We start from the raw sequence: 14548 nt of genomic DNA on the forward strand, positions 1-14548 counted from the left end.
AGTTTTTAAAAACAGATTATCAGGGATGCCCGGTAATCTGTTTTTTTTATTTTATGCTTGGACTTATTAGTAAAAGTGCTATATAATATTGGAGATAGGTATTCTAAGGAGGGAGATATTATGAAAAAACAAAAGAGCCGGTTTATTGATGGTATGGAAGAATCGTTAAGAGCCGAGTTTTCGGAAGCCTTTGTTTGTGAAGCAATCGGAAAAGTGTGGAAGCGTTATAATGTTCTGTTGTCTGAAAATAATAATGAACCGAAAATAATGTGGACTCACACAAGGGAAAGGATATATCCCGCAATAGCTTGCTTTGATTCGCTTCTTGAAATGGGGCTTGAAAGGGAAAAGGTCTCATTGCTTTTAAAGGATTACTATAAAAACCGAAGTCAAAAACCTGCGGCGGTGATTCGCAAAATAATGAAAATTCCGGGGCTTTATAAGAAGGTTCCGAAATTTTTTGCGAATATGACAAAAAAAGTTTTTGGAGAACCTGCCGGCTTTAAGGCTTCATTTCATGAAGTAAATAAAAATGCGATTAAATTCGATATGCTTGTATGTCCATATCAAGATATTTGCAAAAAATATAATTGTCCTGAAATAGTCGAAATGTACTGCGATGCTGATGATATTTGTTACGGAAATATGCATCCTAAAATCAAATGGCTTAGAACCAAGACCCTCGGAAAAGGCGGAGACTGCTGCGACTTTGAGGTCCGTGTTTTATAAAATATTTATAATTTTTTAACATTCCTCTCAATTCAGTCTAAGCTGGAGCTTTGAATTTTCCCCTGTCATTTTCCGCTTCCTTGACCAAGCCCCCTTTTTTATGCTAAAATAGCACGAATTTATAGATTTCGGAGTATAATGCGTGGAAGAGATACAAACTAAGGAAGGCGGAGCCGTAATTCCGATTCCTATCGAAAATGAAGTAAAAAGAGCCTACATAGATTATTCAATGTCAGTTATAGTAAGCCGAGCCCTGCCCGATGTAAGGGACGGCCTAAAGCCCGTTCACAGGCGAATTCTCTATTCAATGGAAGAAAAGGGTTTACGCAGTTCAGGCCCCACCAGAAAGTGTGCTAAGATTGTAGGTGACGTATTAGGAAGTTACCACCCTCACGGCGACGCTTCGGTCTATGATGCCCTAGTCCGCCTCGGACAGGACTTCTCTCTACGCTATCCGGTCATTTATCCTCAAGGAAACTTCGGAACCATAGGAGGCGACCCGCCCGCTGCTTACCGATATACGGAAGCCAAGATGGCCAAAATCGCCGAAACCATGGTCGAGGACATAAAAAAAGAAACCGTCGATTTTATTCCGAACTTTGATGATTCTACAAAAGAACCGACCGTTCTTCCGGCAAAATTTCCCTTCTTGCTTGCAAACGGTTCAAGCGGAATTGCAGTCGGTATGGCAACCAACATGCCGCCCCATAACTTGCGCGAAATAGCCGATGCCGTTTCGGCCTACATAGACAATCCGGAAATCGAAATAGACGAGCTTTGTAAATACATGAAGGGCCCCGACTTTCCGACTGGCGGAGTCATCTATGGAAGAAAGGGAATAAAGCAGGCCTTTAAAACTGGCCGCGGAAAAATATTGGTGCGCGGTAAATTTACAATTGAGGTCGATAAAAAGGGAAAAGAAACTATAGTCTTTACCGAAGTTCCCTATCAGGTAAACACAACAACCCTCGTATCCCGCATCGGAGAATTAGCCCGCGAAAAAGTTATAGACGGAATTGCAAACGTAAACGATGAAACTTCCGATAGAACAGGCTTGCGTATTGTTATAGAGTTAAAGAGGGGGGCTATTACAAAGGTCGTATTAAACCAACTCTTTGCAAAGACAGCCCTTCAATCTTCCTTCGGAGTTATAAACCTAGCCCTTGTAAACGGAAGACCGGAAACCCTCAACCTAAAACTTCTTGTAAAATACTTTGTTGAGCACAGGGTCGATGTAGTTACCCGCAGAACAAAATTCGATTTACGCAAGGCGGAAGAAAGGGCCCATATCTTGGAAGCCCTTATCGTCGCCATCGACAACATAGATGAGGTTATCAAAATAATAAGGGCCTCCCGCGATACTCAAACTGCAAAAAACGGCTTGATGGAAAGGTTCGGCTTTGATGATGTGCAAGCTCAGGCCATTGTCGATATGCAGTTAAAGCGCTTGACAAGCTTGGAAATTGAAGACCTCAGAAAAGAATTACAGGAATTGCAGGTTTTAATCGCTCACTTAAAAGACCTTCTTGCCCATCCCGAAAAGATTTTAGCCTTAATAAAAGAAGAAACTACAGAGATAGCCGAAAAATTTGGCGATGAGCGCAAAACCGATATTGTAGCCGATGAGGTTGAAGAGCTCAATATCGAAGACCTTATCAAAAAAGAAGAGATGGTTATTTTAATTTCCCACCTCGGATATATCAAGCGTATTCCTGCCACGGCCTATAAAAGTCAAAACAGGGGAGGCAAGGGTTCCAATTCCGCAAACCTTGCAGAAGACGACTTTTTGGATCAGATTTTTACGGCCTCGACCCACGATTATATTATGTTTATCACAAATGCAGGCAAGGCCTACTGGCTAAAGGTGCATGAGATACAGGAAGCAAGCAGAACGAGCCGCGGCTCTCACATAAAATCCCTTCTTTCCGTTTCTTCCGACGAAGAAATTACGGCTGTCGTTTCTTTAAAAGAATTCGACGATAAAACCTATCTTTTGATGGCTACCGCAGGCGGTGTTGTAAAAAAAGTTACCACCGACAATTTTGCAAATGCAAAAACCCGAGGAATCATTGCGATAAAACTTGATGAGGGCGATAAGCTTGTAAGCGCAATTCTTACAGGCGGCAAGGATGAGATCATGCTGATTACCCGCCGAGGCCAGGCCCTCCGCACAAGCGAAGAGGATATCCGCTCGCAAGGGCGCTCTTCCCGCGGTGTTACCGGAATAAGGCTTTCTTCAGAGGATGAGCTTACGGGAGCACTCCGCGTAACGGAAAATCAAAAGATGCTTGTTATGACAGAAAACGGCTACGGCAAGCGCGTAGAGTTTTCGGAATTTTCCGCTCACGGAAGAGGAACCGGCGGACAGCGTATCTACACCCTTTCCGAAAAAACAGGAGAGGTTGTCGGCCTTCTTACCGTCTTTGATGACGATGAGGTTGTCTGCATAACCGGACAGGGAAAAACTATCCGCATAAGCGTAGACTCTGTAGGTACCATGGGAAGAGCTGCACAGGGTGTAAAAATATTGGATATTGAAAGTCCCGATATGCTGATCGGGCTTGATGTTGTCGCCCGCGATGAAGAATAGGGGAAAATTATGAAAAAATTTGCGATTATGGGCTTGGGAACCTTCGGTGTACGGATGCTCGATGAACTTATCAAAATCGGTGCCGAAGTTATCATCATCGACCAAAACAAAGAACTGATCGAAATGTATAAACCTAAGGCATCTTCGGCAGTTGTGATAGAAGAAATAAGCGAGCTTTCGGTGCGTAAAATCTTGCCTTCTAAGGTGGATACCGTAATCGTAGACTTTAGCCGCAAGGTGGAGCTTTCCGTAATCAGCACGACAATTTTAAAAACGCTCGGCATTTCAAACATTGTGGTGCGAGCCCAATCCGATGAACACGGAAGGCTTTTAAAAACCGTCGGAGCTACCAGAGTAATTTATCCCGACAGTGAGGCCGCAAAAAGAACAACTCCTATTTTAGCCGCAGACCTTCTTCTTAAATTTATGCCGATTTCAAAAAATCTTGCTCTTGCAGAAGTCGGAGTGGAAGCACGATATGTCGGTAAAAGCCTTGCAGAATCAAATATCCGAAAAGATATGGGGGTAAACATTATTGCCCGCCGAAAAAAAGAAAGCGAAGACTTTATTTTTATGGATGACCCCGAGTATAAGTTTGAAGAAGATGATGTTCTTTTGGTTGTTGCCTCCGAAGAGCACATCTATAACTTTTCCGGCGGAAAGATAAGTTTAAAAAATAATTCCAAAAAAGATGGAGAGATAAAGCCGTCAATCTTTAAAAATCTTTTTTCTTCAAAAAAATTATAATTGACAATTGGGAGATTGCCGATTTAAAAACCTAAAGGAGAGTGTGCTGCTATGGAGAATCTATCCGGCTCGAAGTGTACTTGTGATGAAACTGATCTGCAATTAAAACCTAAAAAAATATCAATTAAGTTATGGAAGCTGGCCTATCCTACGATGATTTCCGCAGGCTTGCAAAACTTTTACGACATTGTAGATATGGTTTGGGTCGGGCAAATATCGAAAACAGCTCTTTCGGGTGTTACCCTCTTTTCTTCCATATATATGCTTTTTACTATTTTAAATGAGGTCGCAGGTGCAAGCTCCGTTTCGATGATTGCTCAAAATTACGGGCGGGGCGATATGGAGAAAACTCAGCGCATTGCAGAGCAGACTATCAGTTTTAAGGTTGTGCTTGCCGTAATATCGGGCATTCTTTTAGCTCTTTTTTTAAAACCGATTTTGTGGTTTTTTCTTCCGGATCAGGAGGTTTTAAATTCCGCTTTAGAATACGGCTGGCTTAGGATATTTTTTATTCCCGTTATGTTTTCTTCATATTCCGTAAATACGATTTTTAGATGTACAGGGGATGCAAAAACTCCTCTTCATATTATGATAATATCCACTATCATAAACTTGGTCTTAGATCCTCTTTTTATGTTCGATATAGTTCCCGGAACAAGTATCCCGGGCTTAGGAATGGGAGTCTTTGGAGCGGCTCTTGCAACAGTCACAGCCCGAACTATAAGTTTTTTATACGGCTTTTTAATTCTTATTAGCGGAAAAAGAAAGATTAAGATCAGTTTTAAGGGACTTTTTAGACTCGATAAAAAGATAGACTTAGATCTTTTACTCATAGGTCTTCCTTCAGGTATTAATTCCCTTGTACGCACCTTTGCTCAAGTAACGATTATGAAGTTTGTTACTGTTTATGGAGCTGATGCTGTTGCTATTGCCGGTGTAGGAGGAAAGCTTTCTCAGTTTGCCTTTATGCCGATTTTCGGATTTAATATGGGCGGAGCAACTTTGGTGGGCCAAAGCCTCGGACGGGATAATGTTAAGGAAGCAAAACTCACTTCTAAGATAAACGCTTTTATGTCGGCCTCTGTTGTAGGAATTTTTGCAGTCATAATTATGGGAACGCCTCAAACTTTTTTAAGGTTTTTCTTTCCGAATGATCCGGCAATGCTTTTGCAGGGAAGTGTGATGCTCCGTATATTTTATCCGTCCTTTATAATTTTATCTGCAGGGCTGGGGCTTGCCGTGGTTTTTTCGGGTTCAGGACATACTCGGCCGATGCTTTATTCTACCTTGGGATCCCGCTGGTTCGTTCAGATTCCGTTTTTATTTTTGGTTGTAAATATTTTACACCTGCCCTTATTTGCCGTTTGGACCTCATATATTTTTTCGGAGCTGGCCGAGTTTACGGTTATTTTATATCACTACCGCAAAGGGCTGTGGTGTAATAAGAGGGTGTAAAATTTGCTGAGTTATCGTCATGGGTTTCATGCAGGGAATCAGGCCGATGTTTTTAAGCACTCGGTTCTCTTTTCTTTTTTAAAACTTTATACTCAAAAGCAAAAACCTTTTACGGCTTTCGATTTAAATGCAGGGAGTGCTTCCTATAATCTTTTAAGCGAGTGGAGTTTAAAAACCGGCGAAGCGGAAGAAGGGATAATCCGTCTTTTGAATTTATACAAAAAAGAAAAACTGCCTCTTCCAATTCCTGAAGACTTTAAGTCCTATTTGGATTTTTGCTTAAAAAACTATGATGAAAATTCCTCTTATGCCGGCTCTCCCGAAATCATCCGCTCATTTTTACAAAAAGATTCTAATTTAATCTTATGCGATTTACATTCTGCCGAAGCCGAAAAATTAAAAGAGCTGTACAAACATGCGGAAAATGTTCATGTGCACAAAAGGGATTGCTATGAGGCGATTAGAGCCCTTACCCCGCCTCTCCCTATCCGCGGCTTTGCCCTCTTTGACCCCAGCTATGAAGTCGATTCGGACTATACCGCGATTGCAGAAGCTGTTGAAAAGGTATGTAAAAAATGGCCTGTAGGAATCTTTATAATTTGGTATCCAATATTGAATCACAAAACCGAAGTATGTGCAAATTTAAAAAGCCGGATAGGTAAAGCTGCAAACGGTAAGATGTTGAATTTTGAGGTCAAGCATTTTTCAAGTAAGGTAGATACTGAAAGCGAATACGGCCTTCAAGGCTCAGGCCTTTTAATCACAAATCCTCCCTGGGGTTTGGAAGAAAGGGTAAAGGGAATTTGTGAGTATGTTGAGAGGGCGGGTGCAGTTTAGGTTGAAGATTGGCGGGATTTGCGGTATAGCGCGTGTTAAGAGTGCATCTGATTTAGAATTGGATTAGCAGTTTTAAAAGCTTGCTGTTCATGATTTTCAATTTGCTATAGTGCAAAAATATTCAAAATATGGTATAATTAGTTTATGAAAGTTTATCTTGATAGTTGTTGTTATAATAGACCATATGACGACCAAAATTATCTGCCCATTTCACTTGAAACACAGGCAAAGTTGCTTGTTCAATTGCTTATAAAAGAAAAACGTCTTTGACTACCAATAAACGTATGTTGAAATATAAAAGCGATACTTTAAAATTGCTTGATCCGATAGAATTCATAGATTTATTAAATGGAGGTAATGAAGGTTATGACTGAAATAATTACGCCGCCGGCAACAATAGAGCTTCTTTCTCGCGGCATGGAGTGTCTTGTAGAATCTATGGGAGTCGTTGAAGCAGAATATTTTATTGCTGCTGTGCGAAGAGAACGTTTTGACTATACAAAATGGCAAAGAGAGTATTTTGACAAGATTGATTTAGAAACTTTTGTTAATAATGCAAAAATTTATACGCAAAGTATAGGAAAATAAAAGTGTATAACACCCGCTTCAACCTGACATTGAGGATGAGCCGCAAATGCAGGTTAAGCGAATGGTAGACGGATGTTGCGCACAGTAAGGAAAGGAGTACTTTTTAATATGGTTATTGCTAGCTCAGAAAAGTGTAATTTAGTAAGTAGAGAAAAGGACGATTTTGAGTGGTATTGGCTAAACAATGGTGATTGGAGAAATACTGATGCACCATGGGAAATAACACTTCCAAGTGAAAAGGAAGAAATTAGAGAATTATTTTTAAAAAGTATTGATGATGAAAGAAATGGAATAAAAAGTAGAGTTTGGGTTGAATCAAATAATACTAGAATAAGTACAGATTGGCTGCAATCAAATAATAGTAAAGTCGAGGTTATAATGTGAAAGACAAAGAACAAGTGTTTTATGGAATTTTAATTACCATAACAATATTTTTAGTATCTACATTTTTGGGAAGTAAGTTGCAATTAAATAATGATTTTTTTATTCCTTCTTTTGCTACGCACTCCCTTATGCTGTTATTTTCACTAACTGCAATTTTCAGTTTGAAAAATCATGTAGGGTACAAAATTGAAATTCCACAATTCAAAACAATATGGAGACCTATATTGATAGGGCTTTTGGCAACAATATTCATTAATACTATTATGACAATTATTACGGTTGCAAAAACATCTGTAGAAAATATTGAGGTACATCCATTTATGAAACATTCATCAGCATTGCAGCTTTTTGTTTTTGTATTTATCTATGCAAGTATTTCAGAAGAATTGTTGTTTCGTGGCTTTTTATTGAACATGCTAAAACCATTAAAAGCAAAAGGGATAAAAATATTCAAACAGCATATCAGTGTTTCTGTGTTTATTAGTGCTGTTATATTTGGGCTGGGACATTTAGTTCTAATAACAACAGGTGTAAGCGGGAATTTTGTACTTCGAACAGTTATTTTTACAACTATGCTTGGAATTGTTGCCGGCTATTACCAAGAAAAATATGACAATAATGCATATGCAATTATTGTTCACATGGCAGGTAATTCATTAAGTGTTCTTGGTGTATTCTTAACAAGTATTAATTCTTAACTTTTTTGTTTTCTAAAATCCGTCTATCCCGCTTATTATTCCTCCGTCTTCTATTTCTTTTTTGCCGAAATAGTAGGAGCTGATAATCGAGGCACTTAAGCAGAAGCTGTAGAAGATAAAAAAGCCCCAATTAAATGAAAGCAAAAAGTTTAAAACAAAGACCTCATCAAATCTTATAATCAAAATTGCAGCAAAAGCCAAAAAGAAGGGGATTGCCTTTAGGAGCGGCTTGATCAAAAAGCCGCCAGCCTCTTTATAAAAAAGATTTGTGATTATGTTTGAATCGGCGCCGACGGATTTAAAAAGCGCAAACTCATTTTTTCTCGTTCTTAAATTAAGCATAATTGCAGAGTAACTGTTTATGCAGCCTGCAAGAAGAACCAATAATAGGAATGAAAAGAAAACCGCTTTAAAAAAATTGTTGCTGCTTTCGGTTGAAAGTTTTTCGATAAATATGTCTGACTGCCAATACATATTTTCTCCACGGAGAGCCGGCTTCATTATATTCTCGATAGTTTTCCGTAAAGGAACGATGCTTTCTTTTTCCGTTTTTAAAAAGAGAGAATATAAAAGTCCGTCACGGAAGAATTCTGCATTTTCCTTATCAAGGGTAATTTGTGCATTGCGGAGCCTTTCAGTTTTTTCAATCGGCAAGATTAAAAGGACGGAATATAGAGGAACCTTTGTTTCTATTAAATCGGTATCGCTTATAGTTTTGCCGATAAGAATTGGAAAGTGAGTTTTGAAGCTGTTCTTTTTTTCGGCTTCCGTAACCGGTGATTTTTTTTGCAAGGAACAATGTATTTCTTTTATATTTGAATCGAGGAGTGGAATAAATTGAGAATTCCTATATGGAATGCGCCAATCTTTTTGCACACGGTTTACAAGAATTGCCTTATAAGAATCTTCCGCATAATAAGAAGCCTCGACTTCTCCTATAGAGGCTAAAAGTTTTTTAAAGGTTTCATTATCAAGCCCGTAGATCTTTGCATTAAGTTTTCTATTTTTACCTTCTTTCCAAAAATATCTTCCCTGATGTTTTTGTTCAAACCAAGACTCTTCTTTAAACTGAGCGGAAATATCTTCATCGGAACAAATAAACCACGAATCTAAAGATACATAATAGTAAGATGATAAACATTCTTTCAAGTTTTGAATGGGATAAAAAATATTTTTAGCGGAACAGTCGAATTTTTCATCTTCATTTACCAAACAATAGCCTACCTTTATCTCATCCTTTGATTCATAATATTTATGATCTTCCCGAATAAAATTTACGTTAATTAAGGTCAATAGGGTAAAGAGTAAAACGTATGAAATAAAAATTGCATTGCTTGTGCCTCTAAAGGTTCTAAAATTATTTTTACGGTTTTCTTTTTTCCAAGCTCCATCGGCAAAAACTTTTCGTTTATGTTTTTTTGATTTTTCGATGTTACCCTTTAAAGAATCGATGATGTTTATTTTTGAAAGTCTGACAGCCGGTATAAGTGAAGCTATGAGTACCGTTATAAAAGAAAATATTATAACAAGGATAACCGGTAAGATGCCGAATTCGTATTGTGGCATCGAAAAAATATCGGTGTTTTCTGCCATAGCCGAATTTGCAATCCTATTAATTTGTTTAAATAAAAAAACATTAAAACCTATACCTGCAAACACACCTGTCAAGATAGGCGGAATACTTAAAAGAACAGCTTCCAATAAAATGCTATGAAAGATGTGTCCCTTATCGGCTCCTATGCTTTTTAACATGGCTATTTGTTTAATTCTCTTTGCTGCCCATACTTCAAAAATATTGTAGATAAGATAAACGAAGATAAGGGTTAAAATAATGAGTCCTATTAAAAACTTTAAAATTAAACTTTCCATTTCGGATCGTCCCTTGCGTAAAGGATCTTTTATTCCGTACATATCCAAAAGCGGAGTGTTTATAAAAATTTTATAGCTTCCGTCCTTGTTGCGATCAAACCCTAAGCTTTCAGTAATTTCAAATAATTTTTTATAGGCATTTAATTTTGAAGTTAAAAAGATATTCACAGAAACTCTTGCATCTTTTTTTAATGAAGCCGGATTAAAAAGATAAAATCCCATTGATGCTCTTTGGTTTATACCGGGAAAGTTTAAAAAAGAACCGCATATTTTAAAAGAGACTTCCTTTTCTTCGATAAATTCTTCGCCGCTTATGGGAGAGTCAAAGGCTAAAAGTTCATTGTCCTTATACATTCTTTTACCCAAACTCATCCTTATAGTGTCTCCTATTTTGAGATTCGGATTTTGACTTAAAAAGAGATTGTTTACAATTATTTCGTTCGGGATTTGAGGAAGCCTTCCTTCCGTTATAAATTCATCAGGTGAAAACTCATCCCAAAATCTTTTGTCTCCGCTTCTGATAAAAATATAATTATCTGAATTGTTGCCTTTTAATTTACCGCAATAAGCCGGCTCTTCAAGGCTTATGGATTTTACATTTTGGTTTTGCTCTACTATGCCGACTTTCTCCATAGGAATCTCATAGGTTTGAGCATCCCAATGGTTTATCTTTTTTATTGCCTTAAAAGAATCCATTAGAATACTGTAAACAAAAAAGACGTAAGCGTTTATTAAAACTACGGCAGCCGTGATAGAAAGAAATAAGGCGACTCCGCTTTTTCTGTTTGCTTTTACATAATTTGAAGTATATTCTCTGATAATGCTCATAAAATTCCTCCGTCTTCTATTTTGATAATTCTATCGGCTTCTAAGGCAATTCTTTCGTCATGAGTTATCATAATAATTGTCTGCTTATAGTTTTTATTAGATAATTTTAATAAGCCGATAATTTCATCACTGTTTTTTCTGTCCAAGTTCCCCGTCGGTTCGTCTGCTAAAAGAATTGAGGGACGGTAGATGAGACTGCGCGCAATGGCAACCCTCTGGTGTTGTCCGCCTGAAAGCTCACTTGGAAAAGAATTAAGCTTTTCTTTTAAGCCTAATACCGACACAATTTCATCAAAGTAATTTTGATCGGGAGTTTTTTTATCAAGCAGGATGGGCAATAAGATATTCTTTTTTACCGATAAGTTGGGAATTAAATTAAAGAATTGATAAACGAGGCCTATCTTCCTTCTTCTAAAAAGAGCCAAGTCCTTTTCTTTTAAGCCGGAAATATCTTCCCCATCTATGTAGACCGTACCGGATGTCGGCCTATCCACTCCGCCCAAGATATGCAAAAGAGTTGACTTCCCTGAACCGCTTGAGCCCATCACTGCAACAAATTCTCCGCGTTCGATTGAAATATTTACACCGTTTAAGGCCTTTACCTGATTGTTATAAATCTTTGTCAATTTTTCCGTTTTTAATATCTGCATAAGTCCCTCCTGAATCCGTTTTTTCACTGCCTTATGATAATCTATAATTGTGATAAATTTGTGACAAAGAGAAGAAAATTTTAAAAAAACTATCGAAAATTGCTTTTTACAGATGGCTTATTGGTGTGGATGGTTGTTGATTCTTTATAAAATTTCACAATAAAAGCTGTACCCGATTTTGTGTTTTCGGCTCGGATTTCGGCATTGTGTTTTTTTAAGATAGTTTGGCTCATCGCAAGGCCTATGCCGAAGCCCTTGCCCTCATTTGTGTTGCTTTTATAAAAACGGCGGAAGATATTTTTTAAATCGGAAGCCGGTATTTTAGGTCCGTCATTTTCAAAAGAGACCTGAGTGTAAACTGCGTTTTCTTTTGCAGAGATAGAAATATTTTTTACTTTAGGATAAAAGTCGGAAAAGTTTTTTACTATGTTTAAAAAGGCTTCGGAAAGCCAGTAAAAGTCTCCCGATATTTTAATTCCGTTTAAGTTCAGCTTGGGTAAAAGCCCTTTTATTTTTAAATCATCTTCAATACTTTCCATAGAATGGATTAAACATTCTTCAAGTAAAAATACTTCCTTTTTCATCTCAATGCTTCCCGAATCAAGGCGGGCAAGTTTTAAAAGCACCTCCGTTAAATTTTCCAGACGGCTAATTTGTTTTTTTATTTTTTGAAAAGCTTCACTCTCTAAAATATTATTATCGGTCGCATTATCTTCTAAAAGTTCGAGCATTAAATTTATCGAAGTAATAGGTATTTTAAGTTGATGAGCTATGTTTTCAAGATTTTCTTTATATTCTTCTTTGTCGGTTAAGGCAGCTAAACGGGTTTCTCGCAAAATAATAAGGCTCTTATATATTGAATCCTCCAATAAAGAAAACTCATCTTCTTTTTCTTTATAGAATTTATAATCTCCTTCTTGGATTTTTTCTGCCACTGAAAGAATTGAAGCTATTCTTTTATTTAATTGTTTATTCTTATGCCGATTGTAAACTAAAAATAATGCTGCCGTTGTTATTGAAGCCAGACTGCAAAGCAAAACAAGATCATAAACCTTGTTTTTAAAAATAAAAAAATCTTTTATGTATCCGTGCTTTTTTAAAATATCTTTTCCTTTTTCTTCTTGACTTCTATTTTTATTTTTTAAGCTTGAAAGTAACATTTTTTCAATAGACTTATCCGGATTATCAGATTTATCAAAATTATCGGCTGCTCCGATTATCTGTGCTAAACTTAAATAAAAATTGATTTCGTTTATCTTGTAAATAAAGATTATAAAAGAATTTACACAGAGTAGAATTATGAGTAAAAAACAAACTCCGGTCTTGGTATAAAATTTTTTCATAGTTCAAGCCTATAGCCTATTCCGTGAATCGTTTTTAATAAAGGCTCGTCCAGTTTTTGTCTAAGCCTCCTTACGGTTGCAGTCAATGTATTGTCGTTTACAAAATTATCTTTTGAATCCCAAATTAATTCCAGGAGGCGGGGACGGGTCAAGGTCTGGTTTGCATTTTCCATAAATAAAAGCATTAGATTAAATTCCTGTGAGCTTAATTCTATTTCTTTTTCATTTTTAAAAAGCCTCTTTTGCTTTTTATCAAGCTTATATTCATCCAAAACAATAATTTCATTTGTATAATGCCTTGTTCGGCGTAAAACCGCATTTATCCTTGAGTGTAATATTGAGAGTTTAAAAGGCTTTGTAATATAATCCTCAGCACCAAGATCTAATCCTTCTACAATATTTTTTTCATCGTTTTTTACCGTCAAAAAAATTACGGGGGTATCAGTCTCGGTCTTTATATATTTAAGCAAATCTCTTCCGTCTCCATCAGGTAAATTGATATCCAAAATTATCAAGTCGAAATCTTCATTTAGCTTTTTCTTTGCTTGGTCAATAGAACCTGAAAGAGTAAGTTCAAAATTCCTTTTGGATAAATACTCCTTTATACCGAAGGCTATATCTTCGCTGTCCTCAACCGATAATATTTTTACAATTTTTTTTGACATAATAAAACTATAGCAGAATAAAAATCGGCAGTCAAGTATAAAGAATTAAAAGTAACAAAACCTAAGATAAGAATCCAATTTTTATACTAGACAATTTATAAAAAAACTACTAAAATGACTATGTGCACTAAAAAAAGAGTTTTTTAAAGGTACCCTATACAACATAATATGGAGAAACTTATGAGTGTATCATTTTATATTAACAACAAAAAAACTTTTTTAAAAGCTAAAGCTCCTATGAAGTTAAAAGAATGTTTAGGATTTTCTTCACAAGAAATAGAGCAATTTGCTTTTGACGAAGCTCAAGATAATTTTGATGTGAAAAAATTCTATAACTCATCCATTGCAGATTATGAATGTTTACTATGCGGAGTATTAGGAAAAAGCTCCCGCGGCTTTGAACTTTCTTTTGATAAGGAACTCAATCATTATGCTGTGCGGGTTTTCACGCCGAGCACACGGGAAGATTGGCAAATTGCTCTTACCTATATCAAAGATTTAGCTAAAAAAATGGGAAGCGATATTGTCAATGAAAGAGATGAACATTTTACAGCTGAGAATATCGAACAATTTAATTATCCTGAGGATATCTTGTTCGGAATAAAATCTTATTTTGAAAACAAAGATACGGATGAATACATCAGTTTCGGTATTTTCCGGGAAGCGGCTTTTAACCGTAAAATTGTAGAAGGATTTTTAAATTCCGAGAATCCGATAGAGGCATTTAGTAAATTCTTTAAGGACATTCAGTATTTAGACGCTTTTTCGGCAAACCAAATGTTTTTTGAAGATAATAAAACTAAAAACATTATCGGGATTTATGCCCTAACTCAAGATACGGAAACTATTTTGCCTTATAAGCCTAGTGTGGAATACAAAAATAGAAGGATTGTAAAAGATGAAGATATAAGCACTTGGGAATTATCTCTAGTCATTATTAACGGAGCTCCCGATGATAAAGACTCTTACCAAAGAGCGGGGAATGTCGAGTATTCGGATTTTATAGCCCGCCTGCCAAAAGACAAATATAGATTTATAGACGCTAAATACGTTTTAGTTGATGCCTTAACACAAGAAGAAATTTTGAGCATTCTAAAAAAAGAGTAAAGAAAAAAATAGATTAACACAATTTATAAAATTGTTATTAAGGTTAATCTTAAATAAA

The 14548-nt window shown here is 36.7% G+C and carries 13 protein-coding genes; 9 read left to right on the forward strand and 4 right to left on the reverse strand.

All coding sequences use genetic code 11. The annotated features are described in order from the left end of the window. Positions 1-120: 120 nt before the first annotated feature. The 8 genes from E4O04_RS01800 to E4O04_RS01835 all read left to right on the forward strand — a co-directional run bounded on the left by E4O04_RS01800 (position 121) and on the right by E4O04_RS01835 (position 8028). Positions 121-729 carry an L-2-amino-thiazoline-4-carboxylic acid hydrolase gene (locus E4O04_RS01800; RefSeq protein WP_253709398.1) on the forward strand — a complete coding sequence of 203 codons (609 nt, stop codon included), beginning with the start codon at positions 121-123 and terminating at the stop codon, positions 727-729. A gap of 142 nt (positions 730-871) precedes the next feature. Next, a complete protein-coding gene (gene gyrA, locus E4O04_RS01805; protein ID WP_253677806.1) occupies positions 872-3319 on the forward strand; it encodes a DNA topoisomerase (ATP-hydrolyzing) subunit A in 2448 nt (815 codons plus the stop codon). Between the two features lie 9 nt (positions 3320-3328). Next, positions 3329-4066, forward strand: a complete 738-nt coding sequence (locus E4O04_RS01810) for a potassium channel family protein (protein ID WP_253677805.1) — start codon at positions 3329-3331, stop codon at positions 4064-4066. A 51-nt stretch (positions 4067-4117) separates the two neighbouring features. Then, entirely contained in the window at positions 4118-5521 is a 1404-nt protein-coding gene (locus tag E4O04_RS01815; protein ID WP_253709399.1) for an MATE family efflux transporter, read from the forward strand. Positions 5522-5524: 3 nt separating this feature from the next. Next, complete coding sequence (rlmJ, locus tag E4O04_RS01820; protein ID WP_253709400.1) at positions 5525-6358, forward strand: 23S rRNA (adenine(2030)-N(6))-methyltransferase RlmJ; 834 nt, start codon at positions 5525-5527, stop codon at positions 6356-6358. A gap of 366 nt (positions 6359-6724) precedes the next feature. Then, entirely contained in the window at positions 6725-6946 is a 222-nt protein-coding gene (locus E4O04_RS01825; protein ID WP_253709403.1) for a hypothetical protein, read from the forward strand. Positions 6947-7054: 108 nt separating this feature from the next. Then, positions 7055-7330 (forward strand): hypothetical protein, encoded by a 276-nt coding sequence (locus E4O04_RS01830; protein ID WP_253685982.1) that lies wholly within the window; start codon positions 7055-7057, stop codon positions 7328-7330. Continuing rightward, a complete protein-coding gene (locus E4O04_RS01835; protein WP_253685980.1) occupies positions 7327-8028 on the forward strand; it encodes a CPBP family intramembrane glutamic endopeptidase in 702 nt (233 codons plus the stop codon). The genes E4O04_RS01830 and E4O04_RS01835 overlap by 4 nt, the downstream gene beginning before the upstream one ends. Positions 8029-8040: 12 nt before the next feature. Here the strand turns inward: E4O04_RS01835 and E4O04_RS01840 are convergent, their stop codons facing one another. The 4 genes from E4O04_RS01840 to E4O04_RS01855 all read right to left on the reverse strand — a co-directional run bounded on the left by E4O04_RS01840 (position 8041) and on the right by E4O04_RS01855 (position 13383). After that, positions 8041-10725, reverse strand: a complete 2685-nt coding sequence (locus tag E4O04_RS01840; protein WP_253709405.1) for an ABC transporter permease — start codon at positions 10723-10725, stop codon at positions 8041-8043. Continuing rightward, a complete protein-coding gene (locus E4O04_RS01845) occupies positions 10722-11375 on the reverse strand; it encodes an ABC transporter ATP-binding protein (protein ID WP_253709407.1) in 654 nt (217 codons plus the stop codon). The genes E4O04_RS01840 and E4O04_RS01845 overlap by 4 nt, the downstream gene beginning before the upstream one ends. A gap of 89 nt (positions 11376-11464) precedes the next feature. Beyond that, entirely contained in the window at positions 11465-12718 is a 1254-nt protein-coding gene (locus E4O04_RS01850; RefSeq protein ID WP_253709409.1) for a sensor histidine kinase, read from the reverse strand. After that, the gene (locus E4O04_RS01855) at positions 12715-13383 is read right to left on the reverse strand and encodes a response regulator transcription factor (protein WP_253685972.1); all 669 of its coding nucleotides are present in this window, start codon (positions 13381-13383) and stop codon (positions 12715-12717) included. The genes E4O04_RS01850 and E4O04_RS01855 overlap by 4 nt, the downstream gene beginning before the upstream one ends. Before the next feature lie 180 nt (positions 13384-13563). Between E4O04_RS01855 and E4O04_RS01860 the strand changes: the two genes are divergently transcribed. Beyond that, complete coding sequence (locus E4O04_RS01860; protein ID WP_253709411.1) at positions 13564-14490, forward strand: DUF4299 domain-containing protein; 927 nt, start codon at positions 13564-13566, stop codon at positions 14488-14490. The last annotated feature ends 58 nt before the right edge of the window (positions 14491-14548 follow it).

This window comes from Treponema sp. OMZ 799 (assembly GCF_024181365.1).
Lineage (GTDB): Bacteria > Spirochaetota > Spirochaetia > Treponematales > Treponemataceae > Treponema_B.

Excerpts from the sequence above, each read along its gene's own strand:
- E4O04_RS01830 (WP_253685982.1), top strand. The coding sequence starts at position 7,055 with ATGGTTATTGCTAGCTCAGAAAAGTGTAATTTAGTAAGTAGAGAAAAG.
- E4O04_RS01850 (WP_253709409.1), bottom strand. The coding sequence starts at position 12,718 with ATGAAAAAATTTTATACCAAGACCGGAGTTTGTTTTTTACTCATAATT.
- E4O04_RS01825 (WP_253709403.1), top strand. The coding sequence starts at position 6,725 with ATGACTGAAATAATTACGCCGCCGGCAACAATAGAGCTTCTTTCTCGC.
- E4O04_RS01840 (WP_253709405.1), bottom strand. The coding sequence starts at position 10,725 with ATGAGCATTATCAGAGAATATACTTCAAATTATGTAAAAGCAAACAGA.
- E4O04_RS01845 (WP_253709407.1), bottom strand. The coding sequence starts at position 11,375 with ATGCAGATATTAAAAACGGAAAAATTGACAAAGATTTATAACAATCAG.
- E4O04_RS01810 (WP_253677805.1), top strand. The coding sequence starts at position 3,329 with ATGAAAAAATTTGCGATTATGGGCTTGGGAACCTTCGGTGTACGGATG.
- E4O04_RS01800 (WP_253709398.1), top strand. The coding sequence starts at position 121 with ATGAAAAAACAAAAGAGCCGGTTTATTGATGGTATGGAAGAATCGTTA.
- E4O04_RS01815 (WP_253709399.1), top strand. The coding sequence starts at position 4,118 with ATGGAGAATCTATCCGGCTCGAAGTGTACTTGTGATGAAACTGATCTG.
- E4O04_RS01860 (WP_253709411.1), top strand. The coding sequence starts at position 13,564 with ATGAGTGTATCATTTTATATTAACAACAAAAAAACTTTTTTAAAAGCT.
- E4O04_RS01855 (WP_253685972.1), bottom strand. The coding sequence starts at position 13,383 with ATGTCAAAAAAAATTGTAAAAATATTATCGGTTGAGGACAGCGAAGAT.